Annotated in this window: 21 protein-coding genes and 1 pseudogene; 11 read left to right on the forward strand and 11 right to left on the reverse strand. The window is 69.3% G+C overall.

Features of this window, described 5'->3' with window-relative positions; all coding sequences use genetic code 11:
• Together RM1_RS26625 and RM1_RS24305 are read left to right on the forward strand one after the other, a co-directional pair.
• Window positions 1-186: pseudogene (locus RM1_RS26625) on the forward strand (hypothetical protein); the annotation flags it as partial.
• Between the two features lie 90 nt (window positions 187-276).
• On the forward strand, window positions 277-1,158 hold the full coding sequence (locus RM1_RS24305) for a DUF559 domain-containing protein (RefSeq protein WP_072754189.1): 882 nt from the start codon (window positions 277-279) through the stop codon (window positions 1,156-1,158).
• 4 nt (window positions 1,159-1,162) lie between these two features.
• Here RM1_RS24305 and RM1_RS24310 read toward each other — a convergent pair whose 3' ends face one another.
• From RM1_RS24310 to RM1_RS24340, 7 genes are all read right to left on the reverse strand, one after another.
• A complete protein-coding gene (locus RM1_RS24310) occupies window positions 1,163-2,116 on the reverse strand; it encodes an ABC transporter substrate-binding protein (RefSeq protein WP_245816593.1) in 954 nt (317 codons plus the stop codon).
• Window positions 2,117-2,236: 120 nt separating this feature from the next.
• The gene (gene mnhG / locus RM1_RS24315) at window positions 2,237-2,575 is read right to left on the reverse strand and encodes a monovalent cation/H(+) antiporter subunit G (protein WP_027501269.1); all 339 of its coding nucleotides are present in this window, start codon (window positions 2,573-2,575) and stop codon (window positions 2,237-2,239) included.
• The gene (locus tag RM1_RS24320; RefSeq protein ID WP_027501268.1) at window positions 2,572-2,832 is read right to left on the reverse strand and encodes a monovalent cation/H+ antiporter complex subunit F; all 261 of its coding nucleotides are present in this window, start codon (window positions 2,830-2,832) and stop codon (window positions 2,572-2,574) included. The genes mnhG and RM1_RS24320 overlap by 4 nt, the downstream gene beginning before the upstream one ends.
• A complete protein-coding gene (locus RM1_RS24325; RefSeq protein WP_072754191.1) occupies window positions 2,829-3,416 on the reverse strand; it encodes a Na+/H+ antiporter subunit E in 588 nt (195 codons plus the stop codon). Before RM1_RS24325 ends, RM1_RS24320 begins: the two co-directional genes overlap by 4 nt.
• Window positions 3,413-5,041 carry a Na+/H+ antiporter subunit D gene (locus RM1_RS24330; protein WP_072754192.1) on the reverse strand — a complete coding sequence of 543 codons (1,629 nt, stop codon included), beginning with the start codon at window positions 5,039-5,041 and terminating at the stop codon, window positions 3,413-3,415. The genes RM1_RS24325 and RM1_RS24330 overlap by 4 nt, the downstream gene beginning before the upstream one ends.
• Window positions 5,038-5,622 carry a Na(+)/H(+) antiporter subunit C gene (locus RM1_RS24335; RefSeq protein ID WP_072754193.1) on the reverse strand — a complete coding sequence of 195 codons (585 nt, stop codon included), beginning with the start codon at window positions 5,620-5,622 and terminating at the stop codon, window positions 5,038-5,040. The genes RM1_RS24330 and RM1_RS24335 overlap by 4 nt, the downstream gene beginning before the upstream one ends.
• Window positions 5,619-8,447, reverse strand: coding sequence for a Na+/H+ antiporter subunit A (locus tag RM1_RS24340; protein WP_072754194.1), 2,829 nt, complete (start codon window positions 8,445-8,447; stop codon window positions 5,619-5,621). The genes RM1_RS24335 and RM1_RS24340 overlap by 4 nt, the downstream gene beginning before the upstream one ends.
• A gap of 186 nt (window positions 8,448-8,633) precedes the next feature.
• Between RM1_RS24340 and RM1_RS24345 the strand changes: the two genes are divergently transcribed.
• The 4 genes from RM1_RS24345 (at window position 8,634) to RM1_RS24360 (ending at window position 12,209) form a co-directional block, all read left to right on the forward strand.
• Window positions 8,634-9,041 (forward strand): NUDIX hydrolase, encoded by a 408-nt coding sequence (locus tag RM1_RS24345; protein WP_027501263.1) that lies wholly within the window; start codon window positions 8,634-8,636, stop codon window positions 9,039-9,041.
• Between the two features lie 3 nt (window positions 9,042-9,044).
• On the forward strand, window positions 9,045-9,635 hold the full coding sequence (locus RM1_RS24350) for an ASCH domain-containing protein (protein WP_072754195.1): 591 nt from the start codon (window positions 9,045-9,047) through the stop codon (window positions 9,633-9,635).
• A gap of 44 nt (window positions 9,636-9,679) precedes the next feature.
• Complete coding sequence (locus tag RM1_RS24355; RefSeq protein ID WP_072754196.1) at window positions 9,680-11,299, forward strand: GMC oxidoreductase; 1,620 nt, start codon at window positions 9,680-9,682, stop codon at window positions 11,297-11,299.
• A gap of 70 nt (window positions 11,300-11,369) precedes the next feature.
• A complete protein-coding gene (locus RM1_RS24360) occupies window positions 11,370-12,209 on the forward strand; it encodes an O-methyltransferase (RefSeq protein ID WP_083576931.1) in 840 nt (279 codons plus the stop codon).
• Window positions 12,210-12,360: 151 nt separating this feature from the next.
• Here the strand turns inward: RM1_RS24360 and RM1_RS24365 are convergent, their stop codons facing one another.
• Window positions 12,361-13,857 carry a DHA2 family efflux MFS transporter permease subunit gene (locus tag RM1_RS24365; protein WP_072754197.1) on the reverse strand — a complete coding sequence of 499 codons (1,497 nt, stop codon included), beginning with the start codon at window positions 13,855-13,857 and terminating at the stop codon, window positions 12,361-12,363.
• A gap of 139 nt (window positions 13,858-13,996) precedes the next feature.
• Between RM1_RS24365 and RM1_RS24370 the strand changes: the two genes are divergently transcribed.
• The 4 genes from RM1_RS24370 (at window position 13,997) to RM1_RS26570 (ending at window position 18,108) form a co-directional block, all read left to right on the forward strand.
• On the forward strand, window positions 13,997-14,671 hold the full coding sequence (locus tag RM1_RS24370) for a TetR/AcrR family transcriptional regulator (protein ID WP_072754198.1): 675 nt from the start codon (window positions 13,997-13,999) through the stop codon (window positions 14,669-14,671).
• 471 nt (window positions 14,672-15,142) lie between these two features.
• Window positions 15,143-15,502 carry a CorA family divalent cation transporter gene (locus tag RM1_RS24375; RefSeq protein ID WP_072754199.1) on the forward strand — a complete coding sequence of 120 codons (360 nt, stop codon included), beginning with the start codon at window positions 15,143-15,145 and terminating at the stop codon, window positions 15,500-15,502.
• Window positions 15,503-15,543: 41 nt separating this feature from the next.
• Window positions 15,544-15,912, forward strand: coding sequence for a magnesium transporter CorA family protein (locus RM1_RS24380; RefSeq protein WP_072754200.1), 369 nt, complete (start codon window positions 15,544-15,546; stop codon window positions 15,910-15,912).
• A gap of 243 nt (window positions 15,913-16,155) precedes the next feature.
• Window positions 16,156-18,108 (forward strand): Ig-like domain repeat protein, encoded by a 1,953-nt coding sequence (locus RM1_RS26570; protein WP_143069492.1) that lies wholly within the window; start codon window positions 16,156-16,158, stop codon window positions 18,106-18,108.
• A 163-nt stretch (window positions 18,109-18,271) separates the two neighbouring features.
• Here the strand turns inward: RM1_RS26570 and RM1_RS24390 are convergent, their stop codons facing one another.
• Window positions 18,272-19,681, reverse strand: a complete 1,410-nt coding sequence (locus RM1_RS24390; protein WP_072754202.1) for a hypothetical protein — start codon at window positions 19,679-19,681, stop codon at window positions 18,272-18,274.
• Between the two features lie 102 nt (window positions 19,682-19,783).
• Here RM1_RS24390 and RM1_RS24395 point away from each other — a divergent pair, with 102 nt between their 5' ends.
• The gene (locus tag RM1_RS24395; RefSeq protein WP_027501253.1) at window positions 19,784-20,536 is read left to right on the forward strand and encodes an isocitrate lyase/PEP mutase family protein; all 753 of its coding nucleotides are present in this window, start codon (window positions 19,784-19,786) and stop codon (window positions 20,534-20,536) included.
• A 72-nt stretch (window positions 20,537-20,608) separates the two neighbouring features.
• Here the strand turns inward: RM1_RS24395 and RM1_RS24400 are convergent, their stop codons facing one another.
• Together RM1_RS24400 and RM1_RS24405 are read right to left on the reverse strand one after the other, a co-directional pair.
• Window positions 20,609-20,992: a DUF1801 domain-containing protein gene (locus tag RM1_RS24400; RefSeq protein WP_072754203.1), complete on the reverse strand. Its 384-nt coding sequence runs from the start codon at window positions 20,990-20,992 to the stop codon at window positions 20,609-20,611.
• A 71-nt stretch (window positions 20,993-21,063) separates the two neighbouring features.
• Window positions 21,064-22,098: a DUF3089 domain-containing protein gene (locus RM1_RS24405; RefSeq protein ID WP_072754211.1), complete on the reverse strand. Its 1,035-nt coding sequence runs from the start codon at window positions 22,096-22,098 to the stop codon at window positions 21,064-21,066.
• Window positions 22,099-22,133: the final 35 nt, after the last annotated feature.

The raw sequence follows: 22,133 nt of genomic DNA on the forward strand, positions 1-22,133 counted from the left end.
CTCGATCCTGCTCCGCCGTGCGCCTCGACGGCGAGCGCTGCGGCGGGAACTAGCCTGTTCCCCTTGGGTTCCGAGTCCTCCGTGCCGGTTCCCGTCCTGATCGAGTTCGACGGATGCCGCCGGGTCCTCATCGACGGCGTCGTCCCGGTCGTGGCGTCGCCCGTGTTACTCGCACTTGTCGCGTGAATGCATGAGGAGCGTCGCGAGCTAGTTGTTTTGATGGTGCCCAAGCCGAAAACCACGCAAGAACGACTAGTTCGCGGATAGGTTCCGCAGATGGGTCGCACGCCGAAACCTCCTGCGGGACCGATCCGTCGCGCCACGCTGCTGCAGACCATGACGTCGTGGCAGATCGCGCGCGACTACACACCGGTGTTGAACGGGGTGTACGTGCGGTCCGACCAGCCCGTCGACTTTGCACAGCGGTCGCGGGCGCTGGGCGTCGCGTTTCCGGACGGCGTGTTGTCCGGGTGGTCGGCCGCTGCGCTGCACGGGTGCCGGTATGTCCCGGCGGGGGTGGAACCTGAGCTGATCCTGCCGCGCCCGGCGAGGCGCAGGGCGGGCGTGCGATTCGGGTACGGCGCTCTGGCCGTCGACGAACACGAGGACGTCTACGGATACGAGCTGACCTCCCATCTGCGGACCGCGTACGACCTGGGTCGCCGACTGCCGTTCGACCGGGCCGTCGAAGCGGTCGACGGGCTCTGCAACATCGGTCGCTTCGAACCCGATGGGCTGCACGCGCTGATCGAGCGGCATCGCGGAGACCGGGGCCTCAAACAGTTGCGTCGGGTCGTCGACCTGGCCGACGGCGGCGCGGAGTCCCCGTGGGAGACACGGACCCGGCTGCTGGTGGTGCGCGCGGGATTCGAGAAGCCCGAGACCCAGGTGCTGTTGGTCGACGGGCACGGCCGACTCGTCGCGCAGGTGGACATGGCGTGGCCGGAGTACCGGGTGGTGCTCGAGTACGACGGTGACCACCACCGGGAACGGGACCGCTATGCGCGGGACATCCGCCGCACGAACAGCATCCGGCGACTCGGGTGGGACGTCGTGGTGGCCACGAAGGAGATGGTCATGCGGCATCCGGACGAATTGCTCGAGCGGGTCGCATCGGCCCTACGGGCAGGCGGCGCGACGGCTGTCGCGGTGATGTGAAACCTCAGCCGATCGCGGGGACTACTGTCGCCGGATCGTCATCGGTGGCGGCCGACAGTGCGGGGGTGGCGACGTCGAGCAGATACGGCTGGCTCAGCGGGCTGGCGAAACCGATCGCCGCGGTGGCGTCGGTGCCGAACTCGCCGAGATACACGGTGCGATCCTCCTTCACGACCGCGAGTTGTGAGAACACCGGATCGGCTGCGAGCTTCTCCTTGGTCGCGCCGAGGACGATCAGCGTCGGCTGGTCCAACAGGTCCAGCCGTTCGGGGCTCACCGTGCCGGTTTCGGTGGGAGCGGTGAATCCGAGGGTGGTGAAGAACGCCGCGCGCGGATCCTCGGGTTCGAGGATGTAGAAGCCGTTGTCGAGCACCATCGCGACCGCGGCGGTCCTGCCGGCGAACTGCGAATTCGCGGCGGTGGCCGCGTCGAAGGCGGTGCGGACCCGGTCGCGCACCTTCTCGGCCTCGCCCTGCTTTCCGAGTGCCTTGCCGATGGCGTCGAGCTGGTCCTCCCACGACGCCGTTCCGCCGTCGGCGGTGCCGAGGACGTCGCCGACGGTTGGCGCGAGCCCGGAGAGGGTGTCGTAGTCGTTCTTGGTGAACACCGCGTAGGTGCCGAGAAGCACGTCGGGGTTGGCCGCCGCGACCTTTTCGACGTCCAACTCCATGCCGCCGACCTCGGGGATGTCGGTCGGGTATCCCTGTGCCCACGGCCGCTGCTTGTAGTCGTATCCGGTGAATGCTCGGGTCGCGACGGGGGTCTCGCCGAGTGCGAGAGCGAAGTCGAGGTCGTTGAATCCGACGGTGACGACCCGGTTCGGCCGCGACTCGATCGTCGTCGACCCGAACTTGTGCTGCATGGTTACGGGGAAGACACCGTCGGAGCCGACGAACGCGCTGTCGGTGGCGTCGTCGCTGGTGCACGCGGCCAGTGACGCGACGCCCGTGAGGGCCAAGGTGGAGGAGAGTACCGATGCCCAGCGGGGAGATCGCACGATTCGGGACCTTTCGGACGGCTAGTTAAGTGAACCTAACCTAACAACGAACGGCGTCCCGTGGTGGCTTCGGGGACTGAGCTACTCGCGGCCCTCTCGGTCCAGGTCGCCGACGATGCCGAGCCCGTCGCGGCTGCGCTGTTCGCGGTAGGCCACCCGGCCGACCGTGTGCGCGATGACCGGCGCGGTCAACAGAGTGAACAACCCGACCAGCACCAGCATCCAGATGTCGACGTTGCCGCGCAGCCGGATCACCGCGCCGATCAGCACCAGCACCAGGCCGATCACCTGAGGCTTGGTCGCGGCGTGCATGCGGGAGAGGGTGTCAGGGAAGCGCACGATCCCGATGGCGGCGGTCATGGCGAGCAGCGCGCCCAGCAGGATGAGAACGGCGGCGACGACCTCGAGCACGGTGTTCACTGGTCGTCACGCACCCGGAACCGTGCCACGCTGACCGAGCCGACGAAGCCGACGAGGGAGAGCGCGACGATGGCGGGCACCAGCGTGGTGTCGAGGCTGTAGGCGGCCCACACCGCGAGCCCGCAGATGGCCACCGCGACCAGGGTGTCCATCGCGACCAGACGGTCAAGCGTGGACGGCCCGTCGAGCAGTCGGTACGAGGTCATCACGGCGGCCACCGAGAGCATCACCCCGGCGATCACGAGCACTGTCGTCACGGCAGATCCTTTCGGTCGATGTGCCCCGGCGCCGAGGGGTCGAAGACGGGATTGTCCACGTGCCACGGGGACGGCTTCCACTCCTCGTCGCGCTCGAACGAGGCGATGAACAGCCGTTCCAGCTGCCGCACGGTCCGGTAGAACTGGTCGACGGCCCTGTCGGTGCTCACGTCGAGCACGTGCACGTACACCATCCGCTTGACCTGGTCGACCTCCAGCACCATGGTGCCGGGGATCAGGTTGAGCACGTCGATGCACAGGGTCAGCACCAGATCGGACTTGATGGCCAACCGAGCACGCAGCACGCCGGTCACCGGGGGCGGACCGGGGCGCACGGCCAGCCAGGCCACCTGCGCGCTCGACTGTGCCGCATACACGATGCAGAGCCCGACCAGCTTCACGATCGACCACAGGTGGATCCGGCCCTCGACGGGGACCCGCGGCAGCGGGAGCAGCACCATGATCAGCACACCCACGGCCAGGCCGCCGAGGATGTTCGCGACGCTGATGTTGCCCCACAACAGGATCCACACGGCGGTCAGCCACACCAGGACCCCGCCGCGCAGTACCCGTTCCCTGTTCATCGCGTACCCCCCGTCGCGGCCGCCTGTTCGGCGTACCCGGGTCCGAGCACGGCGTCGATGTAGATCGAGCGGTCCCGCAGGTCCGCGGCCGCACGGTCGGTGATCGCGATGAACTGGCCGGCGAACACGGTCAGGGCCAGGCCCACCGCGACCACGCCGATCGTGGGGATCAGCATCAGGGCGGGCATCCTGCCGACGTCGGCGCGGTCGTCGAAGGCGATGTCCTCCTCGGACTCGTCGATCAGGGCGGACGGGCTGACGTCGGCGAGGTCGCCCTCGGGGGCGTCGGCGCGCGAGCGCCAGAACGCCTTCGTCCAGACCCGGGCCACCACGTACAGGGTGAGCAGGCTCGTGACGGTGCCGCCCGCGACCAGCACCCAGGACAACGCGCTCGGGTGGGCGACGCCCGCCTGCAGCAGGGCGACCTTCCCGATGAAGCCGGAGAACGGCGGGATGCCGGCCAGGTTCAGCGCGGGCACCAGGAACACCAGCGCCAGCACCGGGCTCGCCGCGGCGAGCCCGCCGAGCCTGCGCAGCGAGGACGAGCCGGCCTGCCGCTCGATCAGGCCGACCACCAGGAACAGCGCGGTCTGCACGATGATGTGGTGCGCGACGTAGTAGATGGCGCCGGACAGGCCCTGCTGGGTGGACAGCGCGATGCCGAACACCATGTAGCCGATGTGGCTGACCAGGGTGAACGAGAGCAGCCGCTTGATGTCGCTCTGCGCGATGGCACCGAAGATGCCGACCAGCATGGTGAGCAGGCCGCAGATCATCAGCACGTTGTCGAGCTCGCCCTGCGGGAACAGCAGGGTGTGCGCCCGGATGATCGCGTAGACGCCGACCTTGGTGAGCAGGCCCGCGAACACGGCCGTGACCGGGGCCGGCGCGGTCGGGTAGGAGTCCGGCAGCCAGGTGGAGAGCGGGAACACCGCGGCCTTGATGCCGAACGCGACCAACAGCACGCCGAAGACCGCGGTCCTGGTGCCGACCGGGATGCCGTCGAGCCGGGTGGCCATCTGGGCCAGGTTGAGGGTGCCGGTCGCGCCGTACGCGAGGGCGATGCCGACCAGGAAGATCAGCGACGACACCATCGAGACCATCACGTAGGAGACCCCGGCGCGCACCCGGTCGGCACTGGCCCCGAGGGTCAGCAGCACGAACGACGCGGCGAGCAGCACCTCGAACCCGACGTACAGGTTGAACAGATCGCCCGCCAGGAACGCGTTGGAGATGCCCGCGGTCAGCGCCAGGTAGGTGGGCAGGAAGATCGACACCGGCTGTCGTTCGGTGCCGTCGTGGATGCCCTGCCCGACCGCGAACCCCATGACGGCGAGCAGCACGATGCTCGAGACCACCAGCATCACCGCCGACAGCTGGTCCACCACCAGGGTGATGCCGATCGGCGAGTCCCAGCCGCCGACCTGCAGCGTGGAGATGCCGTCCCGGTCGGTGAGGTACAGCAGCAGGCAGGCGACGACCAGGCCGATCACCAGCGCGGACATGGTGACCGCGCGCTGGAACCGCGGTCTGCGGCCGCCGATGAGGGTGATCGCGGCGGCGAGCATGGGCACCAGCACCGGCAGCGGGGTCAGGGTGCGGATCAGATCAGGGGACAGGGTCATTCGCGATCACCGCCGGGAACACGGAGCGGTTCGTCGCCGTCCGGGTCGAACTCGTCGAAGTCGCCCTCGCGCAGGTCCTCGTAGCACTCGAGGTCCTCGAGGTTCTTGAGCTGTTCGAGCGGGATCGGATTGCCCTTGTCGTCGAAGGCGTCGCCGCCGAAGGTGGCGTCGCCGGTGATCGGGTCGTCGGAGCGGTCGTGGTCCGGTGCCTCGGCGGGGCCGCGGCGGCGGATGACCTTGGTGTCCTCGGGGTCGTTCTCGACGGCGTCCTTGGTGTTGATCTTGTAGGAGCGGTAGGCCAGCGCCATCACGAACGCCGCGATGCCCATCGTGATGACGATCGCGGTCAGGATCATCGCCTGCGCCAATGGGTCGGCCATGGTGTCGTACACCGCGTTCGTCCGTCCGACGATGGGGGCGCTGCCCGGCGGTCCGCCGACGGTGAGGATGAGCAGGTTGACGCCGTTGCCGAACAGCAGCAGCCCCAGCAGCATCTTGGTGATGCTGCGCTCGAGCAACAGGTACACCCCGCAGGCGATCAGCACACCGACGATGACGAGGATGCCGAAGTTCGCGCTCATCGGGCGTTCACCTCGACCTCCGCGTCGAGCCGAGCGCCGAGGCTGCGCAGCACGTCGAGCACCAGTCCGACGACGATGAGGTACACGCCGAGGTCGAAGAAGATCGCGGTCACCATCTTGATGTGGCCGAGCAGCGGCAGCGTGACCTCCAGGGTCGCCGAGGAGAGCGCGGGGGCGCCGAGGAACAGCGAGGCCAGCGCGGTGCCCGCGGAGAAGATCAGGCCGAGGCCGAGGATCTTGCCGGCGTCGATGGGGACCGCCTCGCCGAGCTCGTAGCGACCGCCTGCCAGGTACCGGAGCACCAGCGCCAGGCCCGCGGTGAGCCCGCCCGCGAAGCCGCCGCCGGGGGCGTTGTGGCCGGAGAAGAAGAAGTAGACGGACAGCACCATCATGGTCGGGAAGATCATCCGGGTGGTGATCTCCAGGACCAGCGAGCGATGCCGGGGATCGATCAGGTCGCCGCCGCGCAGCCAGGTGGTCTCCGAGCTCGACGCGGCCTCCTCGGCACCCGGTGCGTCGGACACGCGCGGCGCGGTACCGAACCGGCGGGTGCGGAACACCAGCGAGGCGACGCCGGTGGCGGCGACGAGCAGCACCGAGATCTCGCCGAGGGTGTCCCAGGCACGGATGTCGACCAGCAGCACGTTCACCACGTTCTTGCCGTTGCCGAGGGTGTAGGCGGCCTCGGGCAGCTGCAGCGAGATCGGCGCGGTGTTGCGGGCGTTCATCGCGTACGCGCCGAGCGCCGTGACGGTGAGACCCACGGCGGCGCCGAGCAGGGCGCGCGGCGCCTTGAAGCCGACGGACTGCCGTTCGTCGGTCTCGGCGGGCAGCTTGCGCAGCACCAGCACGAAGATCACCAGGGTCAGCGTCTCCACCAGGAACTGGGTCAGGGCCAGGTCCGGCGCGCCGTCGAGGGCGAAGATGACGCCGCAGCCGTAGCCGCCGACACCGACCAGGATGACGCTGGCCAGGCGGTTGCGCATCACGGTCGCGGCCAGCGCGGCGGCGATCATGATCAGCCCGACCGCGAACTGGATCGGGGATTCCCACAGCCGCAGCCGGACCCCGGTGTCGGTGTTGAGCGCCAGCAGGATCGTCGGCAGCAGCACCAGGGTGACGAGGATCGACGCCTGCGTCAGCGGCAGCGAACCGCGCTGGGTGGTGCCGGTGAGCTTGATCGAGATGGTGTCCATCGCGCGCAGCGTGGCGTCGTACACGCGGTCGGCGTTGCCGAGCGGCGGATGCTCGAAGCGCAGCCTGCTGACCCAGCGGTGCGCGACGAACAGCACCGCGCCGCAGCCGATCACCAGGACGGTCAGCCACAGCGGCAGGCCGAAACCGTGCCACAGCGCGAGGTGGTAGTCGGCGTGCCCGCCCGAGGGCAGCGTCTGCGCGTACGGGCTGAGCAGGCGGTCCATCACCGGGGCCGCCAGACCGGCGGCCAGTCCGCCGACGGCGAGCAGGGCGGGGACGAACAGGAACAGCGGGCCCGCGGCGTGCATGCCCTGCACGGCCGGGCTCGGCCGCTTCAACTGCTTGCGGCCGAACGCGCCCCAGATGAACCGGATGCTGTACGTCACGGTCAGGATCGAGCCGGCGACGACCGTGGCGAGCACCAGGGTCCGCACGGTCGGGCTCAACGCGTCGGTGGTGGCGATCGCCTCGAGGGCGCCCTCCTTGCCGACGAAGCCGAGGAACGGCGGCAGCCCCGCCATGCTGGCGGCGGCGAGGACCGCGATGACGCACAGCGCGGGGGCGGCCTTGCCCAGGTGGGCCAGCTTGCGGATGTCGCGGGTGCCGGTGGTGTGGTCGATGACGCCGACCACCATGAACAGGGCGGCCTTGAACATCGCGTGCGCGACCACCATGGTGATGCCCGCCAGCGCGGCGTTCCTGTCGCCGATGCCGACCAGGGTGATCAGGAAGCCGAGCTGGCTGACGGTGCCGAAGGCGAGGATCAGTTTCAGGTCGAAGGCCCGCAGCGACCGCCAGCCCGCGAGCAGCATCGACGCCAGCCCGAGCGTGATCACGGTGACCCGCCACGGCGCGGAGTCGGCGAACCCGGGCGCGAGCCGGGCGACGAGATAGATGCCCGCCTTCACCATCGCGGCCGCGTGCAGGTAGGCGCTGACCGGCGTCGGGGCGGCCATCGCGCCGGGCAGCCAGAAGTGCATCGGCACGATCGCGGACTTCGACAGCGCGCCGATGAGCACGAGCACCACGCCGACCCCGGCGAGCCAGCCGCCGGGTGGGTCGGCGAGCAGGTCTGAGATCAGGTAGCTGCCACCGACCTGGCCGAGGATGATGAAGCCGACCAGCATCGCGAGGCCGCCCGCGGTGGTGACCAGCAGCGCCTGGGTGGCGGCCCTGCGGCTCGACGCCCGCTCCGCGTAGTGCCCGACCAGCAGGAACGAGAGCACCGTGGTCAGTTCCCAGAAGGTGTAGAGGATGAGCATGTTGTCGCTGGTGACCAGGCCGAACATGGCGCCTGCGAACGCGACCATCTCGGCGGCGAAGATGCCGAGGCGGGGCTCGTCGTCGGTGAAGTAGCGCGAGCAGTAGACCAGCACGAGGCTGCCGATCCCGAGGATCAGCGCGGACATGATCGCGGCGAGGGCGTCGAAGCGCATGTCGATGTCCATCGACAGCCCTGGTGCCCACTGGATGTGCAGGCTCTGCTGTGTGCCCCAGTTCTTGATCACCCAGCCGAGGCTCGCGAGCGGCACCAGCGACAGCGGGAGGAATGCGTTGCGGCCCATCGCTCGCACCACAAGCGGCGCCAGGACGGCGGCGACAGCGTGGGCGATCAGGACAGCAAGCAAAGGGCACTCCGTCGTTTGTCGTGTGCGGCGGCGGGGTGTCGGTACGCCCGGAGGTATCCGGGGGTCTGTGTCCGAGTTTAGTGGATGCCCCGTGTCCGAACGCAGGCGGCTTCGCCGCCCGTGAGTCTTTTGTGTCGCCCCGCGGGCCAAAAGGACTCACGGGCCGAAGGCGCATATCCTCAGGCAATGGCCGAGATCAGGACCGTCGCCCTCGCCCACATCAGGGACCGCCGGATGCTGCAGGCCCGCTCCGCGGGCAAGTCGGCTTTCTACATGGCGGGCGGCAAGATCGACCCGGGTGAAACCCCGGAAGAGGCCCTGCACAGGGAGATTCGCGAGGAGCTCGACGCGGGCGTCGTCGAGGGCACGCTCAGCACGCTCGGCGTGTTCGAGGCGGAGGCCTTCGGGCACCCGGCCGGCACCCGGCTGCACATGACGTGTTTCCTCGCGGACCTGACCGACGAGCCGACCGCGACGAGCGAGATCGCCGAGCTCCGGTACTTCACCGTCGACGAGTACGCGGCGATGCCGGAGACCGCGCCCGGCTCGCGGCTGGTGTTCGAGCGACTGCAGGCGCTCGGCCTGGTGGACTGACCGGTGATCTTCACCGCGGCGCACCTCGAGGGCATCAGGTCGGGCGCGGTGACGCTCGCGTTCCGGCGGTGGGACCGGCCGCGGGTGCGGGCCGGTTCGAGCCAGCGGACCGCGGTGGGGGTGATCGCGTTCGACGTGGTCGAGGAGATCGCGCCGAGCGAGGTGACGGACGCCGACGCCGAGGCGGCCGGGTTCCCGTCGGCCGAGAAGATGCTCGCCTTCGTGGACAAGAAGGCGCACGGTCCGATCCTGTACCGGATCGCGCTGCGCTACGGCGGCGCCGATCCGCGGCAGGCGCTGCGGGAGAACGCCGAGCTGTCGGTGGCCGAGCTCGAGAAACTGCGGCGGCGGTTGGCGAGGATGGACGCGAACGGGGCCTGGACCGAGGCCACCCTGCGCCTGATCGGCGAACGGCCTGCGGTGGTCTCGACCGAGCTGGCGGAGGCGATGTCGATGGAGCGGCAGCCGTTCAAGATCCGGGTGCGCCGGCTCAAGGAACTCGGGCTCACCGAGAGCCTGGAGGTCGGCTACCGGCTCAGCCCGCGGGGCAGGCGGGTGCTCGAGACCCTGTTCGCCGACGGCGCGGGCGCCTGACGATTCCCCCTCCCGTCCGCGGCCGGGAGGACTAGATTCCGAAGATGGACTCGCCCCGCTTGTCCCGTCGTGCCGTTCTGCGCGGTGCCGCGCTCGGCCTGGGCGCCGCGGCGTTCGGTCCGCTCGCCACCCACACCGCCGCGGCGCAGGCCGCGCCGCCGGGCGGCAAGACCGCGATCGTCGTTGGCAGCGGCTTCGGCGGCGCGGTGGCAGCCCTGCGGCTGGGCATGGCGGGCATCGAGACCACGGTCCTCGAGCGCGGCAGGCGCTGGCCGATCGATCCGGCGGGCAACACCTTCGCCACCCTGGACGCGCCGGACGGTCGCGCGTCGTGGCTGCACGACCGGCCCTACATCAACCCGCTGACCCAGCTGCAGCCGATCCAGCGCTACGTCGGCGTCGTCGACGAGGTCAGGGGCAACGGCATCAACTCGGTCTACGGCGCAGGCGTCGGCGGCGGGTCGCTGGTGTTCGGCACCTACACCCCGCAGCCGCGGCGGCGCGACTTCGAGCAGGTCTTCCCGCGGCAGATCGACTACGGCGAACTGGACCGGGTGTACTACCCGCGGGCGCGGGCCTCGCTCGGCACCTCACCGCTGCCAGCCGACCTGCTCGCCCACCCCGCCTACAAGGGCGCGCGGGCCTGGCTCGCCGATGTCGCGGACTACGGCGGCCAGCCGTCCTTCCACGACTTCTGCGTCGACTGGGACCTGGTGCGCGCCGAGCTGGCCGGGACACGTCGCGCGTCGGTGACCGTCGGGGAGGGCCCGTACGGCATCAATTCCGGGGCGAAGAACAGCGTCGATCACAACTACCTGCCCAGGGCCGAGGCGACAGGGAACGTCACGGTGCTGCCGCTGCACGAGGTCGTCGAGATCCGGGAGACGCAGGGGCGCAGCGGCTTCGAGGTGACCGTCAAGCGCATCGACGAGTACGGGACCGTCCTCGAGCACAAGCGCCTGGTGGCGGACTACCTCTTCATGGCGGCAGGCTCGTTCTACACCAGCGCGTTGCTGGTGACCGCGAAGGCGAAGGGCGCGCTGCCGAGGCTGAACGAGCACGTGGGCAAGGGCTTCGGCAACAACGGCGACTTCCTCATCTCGCGCACCCTGACCCACCGCGAGTACGGCGCCAAGCAGGCCGGGCCAGGCGTCGCGGCCCTCTACGACGACGACACACCGGACGGGACCGTCGCGATGTCGTGGCAGGCGGCGCCGTTCCCGGAGATCGCAGGCGGTAACACCAGCACCAACCTGATCCAGCTGATCACCGCCGAGCGGGGCTCCATCGACTACAACCCCGCGCTCGGGCGCGCCGAACTCAACTACCCGCACGGCGAGGCCGACAGCGATGTCGATGCCCGCGGGCGGCGGTTCGCAGGCCGGTTCCACGATCGCGCCGATGTGGCGCACGGGTACCCGGCGAACGGTATCCCGGTCTACCCGCGGCTCGCCGGATTCGGCAGCGCGGCGACCTTCCACGGCCTCGGCGGCATGGTGATGGGCCGGGCGTGCAGCTACGAGGGCCGGGTCGCCGGCTACGACAACATGTACGTCGTCGACGGCTCGCTGATCCCCGGTTCCACGGCGCTGGTGAACCCCTCACTGACGATCACCGCGGTCGCGGAGCGATGCATGGACCATTTCCTGGCCGCCAACGGGTGAGGGCGCGCGCGGTTGCCGAGTGCCGCCGCGGGGTCGACGATTGGACGAGGGGACCGGCGAAGGGGATGCGATGACGTCGAGATCGGCAGCGTTGGCGACGTTCGCCGCCGCCTTCGTCGGCGCGGCGGTCATCGCCAACCGCCTGGCAGGAAAGCCCGTGCCGTTCCTGCGGTGGTCGGTGATCCGGTTCGCGCTCGGTGCCAGGCGCCTGCTCGGCGAGGGGCAGGTCGGTGACGGGCGGGAGGAGGCGCTGGCCGCGCACGTGACGGCGACGGCCCGTCGCGGGGACATCGACGACGTGATCCGCGTCATCGACGACTTCGCGCACACCAGGAGCTTCCTGATGAACGTCGGCGACGAGAAGGGCGAGATCCTGGACGCGGCGGTGCGGCGCGCCCGTCCCGCCCTGCTGCTCGAGCTCGGCACCTACTGCGGGTACAGCGCGTTGCGGATGGCGCGGGTGATGCCGCCGGACGCCACGGTCTGCACCGTCGAGATCAACCCTGCGAACGCGGCGATCGCCCGGCGGATATGGGAGCACGCGGGGGTTGGCGAGCGCATCACGTCGGTCGTCGGGTCGATCGGTGACGGCGGGACGACGGTGGCACGGCTGCGGGACGAGTACGGTATCGACACCGGCACAGTCGATTTCGTGTTCATCGACCACCTCAAGAGCGCCTACCTGCCGGACCTGCTCCGCATCGTGGACGAGGGCTGGTTGCACCCCGGCAGCCTGGTGGTCGCGGACAACGTCAGGTTCCCCGGTGCCCCCGACTACCTCGCCTACATGCGCTCGGAGGAGGGCGGGCGGTGGCGGTCGAAGGAGCACTACACCCATGTCGAGTACCAGCGGGTGCTCAGGGACCTGGTGCTCGAGTCCGAGTTCTGCGACGACCTCGCCGGCCGGTGAACGGGGCAGACCGCTCAGCCCGGAGACGATATTGCTCCCTCGGCCGCGGCTGAGGTCAAGGCGCGGTGGCAGATTCGCGTTCGGCTCGACGCACGGTGACCACGCCACGGGAGCGTGGCGTGGTCACCGGCGTCAGCGGCGGGCGTCGGGCTCAGTGCGCCATGGCGGGCTGACCACCCTCGGCCGGGGCCGGCAGCAGGCCGCGGGGGAGCAGGAACGCCGAGATCGCAGCGCCGACCACGAAAATCGCTGCGGCCCACCAGAAGGTCGTCGTGTAGCTGTGCACGGCGGCGAGGGCGGCATTCTGCGGCGACGGCACCCGCCCGTCCATGAAGCCCGTGGCCGCGGTCGCGGCGACGGTGCTCAGCAGGGCGGTGCCGATCGATCCGCCGACCTGCTGCATGGTGTTCACCGTCGCGGAGGCGACGCCGGCGTCGTCCGGGTCGACGCCCGTGATGGCGCCCTGCATGCCGGGCGCGAACACCATGCCCATGCCGAGGCCGAGCAGCACCAGCCCGGGCAGGATGATCGTCGCGTAGGCGCTGTCGACGTCGATCTGCGCGAGCACCGCCAGCCCGACGGCCGCGACGATCAGGCCGGTCGTGATCAGGACCCGCGGCCCGACCCTCGGCAGCAGCACGGCGGTGGCCGTGGTGGCGGAGGTCACCATTCCGGCGACCATCGGCAGGAAGGCCACACCGGTGACGATCGGTGTGTACTGCAGCACCGTCTGCAGGTAGAAGGTGAGGAACAGGAACACCGCGAACATGCCGGAGCCGGTGATGAACATCGCCAGGTACGACCCGCCGCGGGTGCGGTCGAGCACGATCCGGAGCGGGAGCAGCGGGTGGGCGACGCGCGTCTCGATGACCACGAACACCGCGAGCAGGAGGGCGCCCGCGACCAGCCAGGCGATCGTCATCGGGTCGGACCAGCCGTCGGATTCGGCATGTGAGAACCCGTAGACGATGCCGAAGAGGGCGGCGGAGACCGTGATGGTGCCCGGGATGTCGAGCTTGGGCCGGTGCTCCGACCGGTGCGGGGCGATCATGAGGACCGCGCCGACCAGCGCCACCGCGGCGAACACGAGGTTGACGTACAGGCTCCAGCGCCACGACGTCCACTCGGTGAGGACCCCGCCGAGCAGCAGTCCGACCGCGCCGCCCGCACCAGCGACCGCGCCGAAGACGCCGAACGCCTTGGCCCGCTCGTCGGGCTTGGTGAATGTGGTCGCCAGCAGCGACAGCGCCGCGGGCGCGAGCAGGGCCGCGAAGACGCCCTGACCGGCGCGCGCGGCCACCAGCATCGGGAAGTTCACCGCAGCGCCGCCGAGCGCGGACATGCCCGCGAAGCCGACGAGGCCGATGACGAAGGTGTTCCTGCGTCCGAACAGGTCGCTGAGCCGGCCGCCGAGCAGCAACAGGCTGCCGAACGCGAGCGCGTAGGACGTGACCACCCACTGCCGGTCCGCGTCGGAGAAGCCGAGATCCTGCTGCGCCGCCGGCAGCGCGATGTTCACGATGGTCGCGTCGAGCACCACCATCAGCTGGGCCAGACCGATGACGGCCAGGATCAGCCAGCGCAGTCGGTGCTCCCGTGTCGTGTCTCCTGGCCCGGTCTGCGGGCGATCGATCGTGGTCGTGGTCATGAGCGAGCCTCGCCTCGTGGAGTGGTGGAGGTTGAAGTGGAGGAGTAATCTCCACTTAGGGAACGGTAGCACTAAGCGGAGGAGTTGTCTCCACTTAATTTCCCGGCTACGGAAAACGCCCTGATGACGGATTTCGGGAATGGCAGAATCGACGATTGTGAGTACCGCCCCAGCAGCACGACCATTGCGCGCCGACGCCGAACGCAACCGACGCAAGATCCTCGACGCCGCGATGGAGCTGTTCGCGAGCCGCGGCATCGACATCACCCTCGACGACGTCGCCCGGCACGCCAAGGTCGGCGTCGGTACCGTCTATCGGCGCTTCACCTGCAAGCAGGAGCTGGTCGACGGCGTCTTCGAGCAGAGCATGGACCAGATCGCCGAGGCGGCCGAGGAGGCGCTGCGGCGCGAGGATCCCTGGGCTGCGCTTGTCGACTTCATCGGGCTCACCAGCGAGTGGATGTCGCTGAGCAGGGGTCTCGGCGATGTCTTCTTCACCAACGACGAGGGCCGTGAGCAGGTCGCGTGCGCTCGGCAGCGGATCACGCCCGCGATTCAGCAGCTCGTCGACCGGGCGAAGGATGCGGGCGCGCTGCGCCCCGAGATCCAGGTCAACGACCTGTTCGCGGTCAGCTGCATGCTCGACGCGGTCATCGACTTCAACCGGCCGGTCTCTCCCGAGACCTGGCGCCGCTATCTCGCGCTCGTGCTCGACGGGATGCGCGCCGACGGGGCCGAGCGGGCGCCGCTGCCGCTGGCGCCGCTCACCGACGAGCAGGTGGAGGCGGCCAAGACCGCCCGCGCCCGCGGCTGATTTTGCCATCGCATTACTCTTCGTTTACCGTGGCTGAGGCGCGGGGACGAGCCCGCGCCCTCGACGTGCGGGAGGTGGTAGGCGTGCCTGGTCCGAGACCCGTGGCGCACACGTCACCGATCCCGCTCGACGCCCTGCAGTAACGCGCCGGTGCCGCATGACGGCACCGCCGGATGCCCTGCGGCGTTACGAACCGGGTGCGAGGCCCGTCCTGCGGACCCATGTGCCTCGCCGATCGGTTACGCGGCGCTCGCGCACTCTTTTCTCTAGACCACGCTCTCAACACAGCCATGCGGTCGTGCCTGGGCTTTTGCTCACCCTCGACCGCCGGGCCGTGCGGCCTCGACGCGTGCCGTACCGCCCGACCTCCAGCGAAAACGTTCCCATCGAGGCATGCACCGGGGGTGCCCGTGCGCCGGCCCGCCGCGCACCGCGTAGCCCTTCGGGATGCCGCGAAAAGAAGGACTCTTTATGAGCAGCACGATGCCGACCAATGACTACGCGCAGTCGACCGCCGACCCGATGGCGCCGAGCGCCGAGAACGTGGGGTTGCTGCGTGACGTCACCGCTGAGCTGCGCGGACTCAACAGAGAGATGGAAGAGATCTGCGAGATCACCCAGGACCAGCTGAAGGTCACCGAGCAGACCCGCCGGGTGACAGCGTGGACGGCGGTCGCAGTGGTACCCGGTGCCCTCGGGTCGCTGTACGGCTCGAACTTCGAGCACATGCCCGAGCTCCAGTTCTACTACGGCTGGCCGATCTTCCTCTGCGTTCTTGCCTCCAGCGCGCTGGCCACCTACCTCGGGATGCGCCGCAAGGGCTGGCTGTGAGCCGGCAGGTGAGCAGAGAAAGCACAGAAGGGAGGAAGCGCATGACGAATCAGCACATCCCCGCCAGTCTGCGCGGGCTGAGCACCCGCGACCTGGAACAGTGCACGACCGAGGAACTGCGGGCCTTTCTCACTGGTGTCTGTGAGTACCGGGCGGGGCTCGCACAGCTGCACCGCAAATCGGTGGACCTGGTCAAGGAGACCAGGCGCCAGCGGGTGGTCTCCGGGTGGCTCGCGGTGGGCATCGTGCCCATCGCGCTCGGCGGGATCTACGCCTCGAACTTCAGCGACTACGGCGGCATGCCGGAAACCAAGTTGCTGTATGGATGGCCCCTCTTCGTCGGGGCACTGGCGACCCTCTGCGGCACCCTGTACCTCGTGATGCGGCGCAGGGGCTGGATGGAGGCCTGAGGTTCCTCAGGCGCACAGAACTTCCCGAAAAGGGGCCTCGGGCGCGAATTTTCGCGCCCGAGGCTCCTTTCGTGTTCCGGGTGACGGCCCCGACCCGCAGGTTTGGGCCGCCTCGCGATGCTGAGCCGATATTCATCCCACCAATTTTCGGTAGGCAGCGGCGGACATCGCCCCTACAGTCTCTGGCGCTGACCCGGCGCCAACGCTCGGTCGTACCGGCAACGCTCAATCCGAAAGGTCCCCATGCGTAGTACCCGCGCCCGCCGTGCCGCGATGATCGGCACCGCGGCACTGCTTCTGGTCGCGCCGTGCGTGGCCCTCGCCCAGGCCGAGCCCGCCGCGCCGGCACCCGGGTTGCCCGCGGAGTTGGTGGCCGCGGTCCAGCGCGATCTCGGACTCAGTCCCGCCCAGTACCTGGAGCAGGCAGAGGCCGGGCAGGAGCTGCTGAGGTTCGCCGAGACGCTGCGCGGCAAGTTCCCCACGGCCTTCGCCGGCGTCTGGCTCGATGCGGCCGGCGCGCCGTTGGTCGGCCTGGCCGACGGCCCGGACACGGCCGCCGCTCGCACCGCCGTGGAGGCCGCCGGCTATCAGGTCAAGGACCAGCCGCGCAGCGAGCAGGTCCTGTCCGGCCTGCTCGGCCAGCTCAACGGCTGGGTTCAGCAGCTCCCCGCGCCGTTGTCCGGCCTGGTCAACGGCGCCGCGATCGACCCCGTCGCCAACGACATCGCGTTGGAGGTCAAGGACACCGCCGGGGGTCAGGGTCTGCAACTGCCCGACTTCCTCAACTTTGTGCGTGTGGCGAAAGTACCCGGAGGCTCGTCCGAGCTGCCGGGGTTCGGCTCGCTCGGCTCGTCCGGCCCGGCGACCACTACAGCACCGACCAAGCCCACTGAACCGACCACCACCAAGCCGACCGAACCCACTACCACCAAGCCGACCGAACCCACTACCACCAAGCCGACCGAACCGAGCAAGATCACCCTCGACCCCATCACTGCGGCACCCGACAGCAATGAGTACACGCTGAAGGCGAAGGTCACTCCCGCAGCAGCGGGCGGCACCGTCGAATTCAAGGACGGCAACGACATCCTCGGCACCACAAAGGTCGAGGCGGACGGCACCGCCGTCAGGATGTGGTACCCCGAAGCCGACGGCAATCACACCATCACCGCTATCTTCTCCGGACGCGACGGCGTCGCCGGATCCACCACCACCGCGCAGGTCACCGTCACAACGGTCGGCAACAATGCCACCACCTCGACCACCACCCTCGATCCGATCAAGGGAGCCGCCGTCGGCAAGGAGATCACGCTGAAGGCAAAGGTCACCCCCGCAGAAGCGGGCGGCACCGTCGCATTCGACGTAACCGAGCCCAATAGAAACATGACTAACGAAGCACCGGTCGGCGCCGACGGCACCGCCACCCTGAAGTGGACCCCCGAGAACGCCGGCAAGGCGACCGTCGAGGCCACCTTCTCCGGCCGCGACGGCGTCACCGGATCCACCACCACCGTGCAGGTCACCGTCGCAGAGGCCCCCAAACCCACCACTACCAAGCCCACCACGACCACGCCCAAGCCGCCGGCCCCCGACGCCATCATGGGTGGCCAGGGCTACCGGTCCGGCGAGACCGCCAGCGATCCCTGCTCGTTCGGTTTCAACGGCACCGACGGTGCTGGCAACGCGGTAAACATCACCGCCGGACACTGTGACTTCAGCCGCGGAGGCTCCCCGCGGGTGTTCGTGGGGGGAAGCTACGTCGGCGCCTTCGAGAAGGTAGCCTTCGAGGGCTTTGACTATGGGTTGATCAGGATCGACGCCCGCAACCGCTTCGAGAACAACTTTGTTTCCACCTACGGCGGGGCCCCGGTGCGGATCACCGGCACCGCAGATCCCGTGGTCGGGGCGCCGGTGTGCAAGTCCGGCGAAATCACCGGCTTCACCTGCGGCAAGATCACCGCCGTCGACGTGTCCATGAATTCCGGTCCCCGAGGCGCCAGGGTGCCCAATGCCTTTGCCGCGAAGGTATGTTCGATCCCCGGTGACAGCGGTGGAGCCATCGTGACCGGCACCAAGGCGCTGGGCATCACGGCCGCCGGCAGCGGATGGGATTGCGACCCCTCCAAGCAGACGTACGCGCAGCCGATCAACTCGGTCCTCGCGGACAACCCCGGCCTGAAGGTCCGCACCAACTAGGTTGCGTCCCAAAGTGAGTTGATGGGGTGGCACTGCACAGCGGTGCCACCCCATCACGATTGGACGCCGGTCTGCTCGGCCACCGGAGCGGCGAGGGCCCATCCTGCGGTCGCGGCGACCAGAGACAGCGCGACCGCGTCGAGGGCGGCGATCCATCTCCTGCTCATGCTGCGTCCGGCTCTGCGGCGGCAGGTGGCCGGACCAGCGCCCGGACGCCGACCGCGCAGGCCAGCACCGCGATCAGCAGGGCGATGCCCGCGACCCGGTCGTCGTAGGCCGGGATGTCAAAGACGTCGACAAAGCTGCCGCCCGTGAACGTCGGCTCGCGCCTCATCCCCAGCATGGCATCGAACGGCTCGTTCATGGGATCGCCAGTGAGGGGCACATATGCGCCGTCATACGAACCGCCGTACGCGACCGTGCCGGTGTAGACCGTTGCCGCCGAGTGAAAGACCATGGACACGAACGGGATCCCCAGCCCGACCGCGGCGATGGCCGCAGTGCCGGGCAGCGACGACCCGAACGCCATACCCGCGCCGACGCCGAGCACGGCCAGTCGCACCAGCAGCATCGGGCCGTCCTGGCCGAGATTCGGCCAGATCGCGCCGACCATCGGGATCAGGGCCACCACGAACAGGCCGCCGATCGTCGACCGCCAGACCATCGACAGGCGCAGGCCCAGCGCGACCGCGATCGCGCCCACCAGCACCGCCTGCCAGTGCTCTACGCCGGCGAACGGCCCACCGAGATCCACCAGCACCGGCATCGAGGCCGCCGCGACGCCCGTCGCGGCCAACAGGAAGCGGCCGTCGGCGACCTCGATCGTCCGCGCGGCGAACCAGGTGAGCGCGACGACGACCGCCATGGATAGCCCGATGACGATCCAGGAGCTGACCCGCGACGTGTAGTCCTGCCGGTCGATCCAGAACAGCAGCGTCCGGTTCGCCAGCGCGATCGATGCCGCGGTCGCGAGCGCGAGGCGGAGCTCACGTCCGGTGGCCCGCTGGATCCGTACCGAGCCGTCCGCGATCACGGCGGCCGCAAGGGCCAGTACGAGAGTCGGGCCGAGCAGCCACCAGGAGGGTTCACCGATCGAGGACGTGGCCTGCGCCGGGAACACCTGCTCGAAGGCGCGGGCGGTGAGGAACGTGCCGAGCACTCCGAGGGTCAGCGCGAGCTGGCCGGCCCGCCGTCCCCACACCGCCGCCACCGCCGCGCCGAGGATCACACCCGCTGCCACCGTCTTGGCGTAGTGCAGGGCGATCAGCTCGTCGATGCCCCAGATTCCGGGGACCGCCAGGCGCGCTCCGACCAGTACGAGCGCCGCGACGGCCATCGCGATCCAGGCGATCCGCCGGGATCCGTTGCGCTGCAGCAGGGCGTAGGCGAGCACCGCGACGACGGTGCCCACCGCGATCCCGGTCGGCTGACTGGAGAGCCAGCGGCTCAGCTCCCGATCGGACGTGTAGATCGCCCAGCCGCCGCCAGGGGGATTGGTCAGCACGAACGCGGCGAGCGCCCCGCCGAACAGGGCGGAAAGCGCCGAGAGGACTTCGCGGGGTTCGACGGGCATTTGCCGACGCTAACCGACTGCGCCCCGCCGCGGCGGCAACCGGGCGATAGCGGGCTCCGCATGCCAGGATCTTCACGACCGACTACGACGCGAGGAGCGCGCATGACTTCGATCAACGACAAGGCGACCGCCCTGCTGCAGCTGCATCAGCCCGGCAATCCGGTGATCCTGCCGACGGTATGGGACGCCTGGTCGGCAAACCTGGCCGCGGAGGGCGGGTTTGCGGCGCTGACGGTGGGTAGCCACCCGGTGGCGGACTCGATCGGCAAGCCCGACAACGAGGGCATGAGCTTCGAGGAGTTGCTGACCCGAGTCGCGCAGATCACCGCCGCAGTCGACCTGCCGGTCTCGGTCGACATCGAATCCGGATACGGGCAGACCCCCGAACGGCTGATCGCAGGGCTGATCGAGGTGGGCGCCGTCGGCCTCAATATCGAGGACACCGTGCACAGCGAGGGCGGCAGGCTGCGCGAGGCGCAGGAGCACGCGGACTTCGTCGGCGGGCTGCGTCGGGCGGCGGATGCCGCAGGCGTGCACATCGTCGTCAACGCCCGCACCGACCTGTTCATCAAGCAGGTCGGCGACGAGTCCGATCGCGTCGAGCGTGCGATCGCCCGGATGAAGCTGGCTGCGGAGGCTGGCGCGGACTCGCTGTACCCGGTCGGGTTCCACAGCGACGAGGTGTATCAGCGGTTGACCTCGGAGTTGCCGTTGCCGGTCAACGCCATCGCCGATCCGGTGCGCGGCGAGAAGGCCAGCTACGCCTCCCTCGGGGTCGGCCGGGTCAGCTTCGGCCCGCTGCTCCAGGCCGCGCTCGCAGTGCGCGCCAACCAGCTGCTCGCCCGCTGGGTCTGATACGCAGCGCCACCGGGCGTCGTGTCGGGTACGTGAGTGCCCGTCCGACGCCCAGTGGGCGCGCTGACGGCGCTAGGCCGTGTTCAGTGCCACGGCTTCGTGAATGAGCGACGTGAACGCCTCGTCGTCGATCGTGTCGCCCTCGTGGATGTCGATGGCGCGCCTGGTGTTTCCGTCGAGGCCGGTGTTGAACAGGCCTGACGGGTCGTCCAGCGAGGCGCCCTTGGCGAAGGTCACCTTGACGATCTTCTTGTATGTCTCACCGGTGCAGATCATTCCGGCGTGATACCACACCGGCACCCCTCGCCACTTCCAGTCCTCGACCACATCGGGGTCGGCCTTCTTGATGAGAGTTCGGATGTGAGCGAGCATCTCGCCCCGCCAGTCACCGAGCTCCTCGATCCTCGCATCTATCAGCTGAGACGGATTCTCCATGGTGTCAGTCGCTCTCTTCATGGTTGTTGTCGCTCGCCGGTGACTCGAGTATCCACGCCGACCTTGGTGAGTGCATCGCGACGCGCAGCGCGTCAGCGTGCGTAGGCCGCGCTCTGGGCCCGGACGAGGTCGACCAGGTCCCGCTGCGCGAGGTTGATGTCTATTTGGTGCAGTCCCCAGTTCTCTCGCGGAATTGCGGGCAACAGGCCGGCGCCAGGGCCGTCGACCATGAGCACATGCGGCCCGTCCCCTCCTGTGCATTGGGCTCGGAATTCGTCCACCTCCCGACCTGCGAGAATTCCGCGGATCGGGGAGTTGGTGTTGTCGCGCAGCGATCCCGGATTGGTGCACAGCACCTCGTACTCGGGGCCGGAGGGCAGGTTCGCTTGGGTGGACGTGCCGGGGGACTGGGGTGCCAGCCCGAAGGCGGTGTCGGGCGGCGGCGTCTTCGAGTACGCCGAGTATGCGATCACGCACCCGGTCTGCACCGGGCCGGTGCACGCCGGGACGAAGCTGAAGTCGCCCCCTACCCGCTCACCCTTGCGGACCAGGACGTTCCCCCCGATCAAGAGCGCCGAAACCAGTTGTGACTGAATGGGTTTCCCGTCGATGCGATTGCGGATGAGGGCCCGCAGCATGAAGGTGCCCTGGGAGTGCCCGATGAGGACCACGCCACGCCCGTTGTTGTGGTGGGCGAGGTAGTCGTCCCAGGCGTGTTCGACGTCCTCGTATGCGAGATGGGATGCCGCACTGCGTTCCGGCCCCGTCCCGGTGAACAGTGTGCGCAGCGTGCTCTGCCGATAGACCGGAGCCCACACGTTGCAGTTCGCACCGAAGGGCGCCGCCTGCAGCCCGGCAACCGCGCGCAGTTCGGGCGAGGCGTCGAGGTTCGCATTCGAGGACTGCTGCAACGACACCGTGGGATACACGTAGAAGCAGTCGACCGGCGCGCCGGATCGGCCGCCGCACGGGTCGTCGGCCTGACCGGGCCTGCACAGCCAGGTGGTCGACGACGCCGGGGGCGGTGCGGCCGAGACGTGCGGAGCCGCGATCGCGACGGCTCCGACGAGCACGAGCAGGGTGGTGCAGGCGCGGGCGAGCGGGCGGAACGGTCGGCGGCTCGGCATGCTCACGGATGCTAGTCCCGTGGCCGCCCGCCCGG

The sequence above is a fragment of the Rhodococcus maanshanensis NBRC 100610 genome, assembly GCF_001894865.1.
Classification (GTDB): domain Bacteria; phylum Actinomycetota; class Actinomycetes; order Mycobacteriales; family Mycobacteriaceae; genus Rhodococcus_G; species Rhodococcus_G maanshanensis.

Excerpts from the sequence above, each read along its gene's own strand:
- RM1_RS24330 (WP_072754192.1), bottom strand. The coding sequence starts at position 5,041 with ATGACCCTGTCCCCTGATCTGATCCGCACCCTGACCCCGCTGCCGGTG.
- RM1_RS24375 (WP_072754199.1), top strand. The coding sequence starts at position 15,143 with ATGAGCAGCACGATGCCGACCAATGACTACGCGCAGTCGACCGCCGAC.
- RM1_RS24400 (WP_072754203.1), bottom strand. The coding sequence starts at position 20,992 with ATGAAGAGAGCGACTGACACCATGGAGAATCCGTCTCAGCTGATAGAT.
- RM1_RS24345 (WP_027501263.1), top strand. The coding sequence starts at position 8,634 with ATGGCCGAGATCAGGACCGTCGCCCTCGCCCACATCAGGGACCGCCGG.
- RM1_RS24380 (WP_072754200.1), top strand. The coding sequence starts at position 15,544 with ATGACGAATCAGCACATCCCCGCCAGTCTGCGCGGGCTGAGCACCCGC.
- RM1_RS24365 (WP_072754197.1), bottom strand. The coding sequence starts at position 13,857 with ATGACCACGACCACGATCGATCGCCCGCAGACCGGGCCAGGAGACACG.
- RM1_RS24355 (WP_072754196.1), top strand. The coding sequence starts at position 9,680 with ATGGACTCGCCCCGCTTGTCCCGTCGTGCCGTTCTGCGCGGTGCCGCG.
- RM1_RS24395 (WP_027501253.1), top strand. The coding sequence starts at position 19,784 with ATGACTTCGATCAACGACAAGGCGACCGCCCTGCTGCAGCTGCATCAG.
- RM1_RS24405 (WP_072754211.1), bottom strand. The coding sequence starts at position 22,098 with ATGCCGAGCCGCCGACCGTTCCGCCCGCTCGCCCGCGCCTGCACCACC.
- RM1_RS26570 (WP_143069492.1), top strand. The coding sequence starts at position 16,156 with ATGCGTAGTACCCGCGCCCGCCGTGCCGCGATGATCGGCACCGCGGCA.
- RM1_RS24325 (WP_072754191.1), bottom strand. The coding sequence starts at position 3,416 with ATGAACAGGGAACGGGTACTGCGCGGCGGGGTCCTGGTGTGGCTGACC.
- RM1_RS24360 (WP_083576931.1), top strand. The coding sequence starts at position 11,370 with ATGACGTCGAGATCGGCAGCGTTGGCGACGTTCGCCGCCGCCTTCGTC.
- RM1_RS24335 (WP_072754193.1), bottom strand. The coding sequence starts at position 5,622 with ATGAGCGCGAACTTCGGCATCCTCGTCATCGTCGGTGTGCTGATCGCC.
- RM1_RS24390 (WP_072754202.1), bottom strand. The coding sequence starts at position 19,681 with ATGCCCGTCGAACCCCGCGAAGTCCTCTCGGCGCTTTCCGCCCTGTTC.
- RM1_RS24305 (WP_072754189.1), top strand. The coding sequence starts at position 277 with ATGGGTCGCACGCCGAAACCTCCTGCGGGACCGATCCGTCGCGCCACG.
- RM1_RS24370 (WP_072754198.1), top strand. The coding sequence starts at position 13,997 with ATGGCAGAATCGACGATTGTGAGTACCGCCCCAGCAGCACGACCATTG.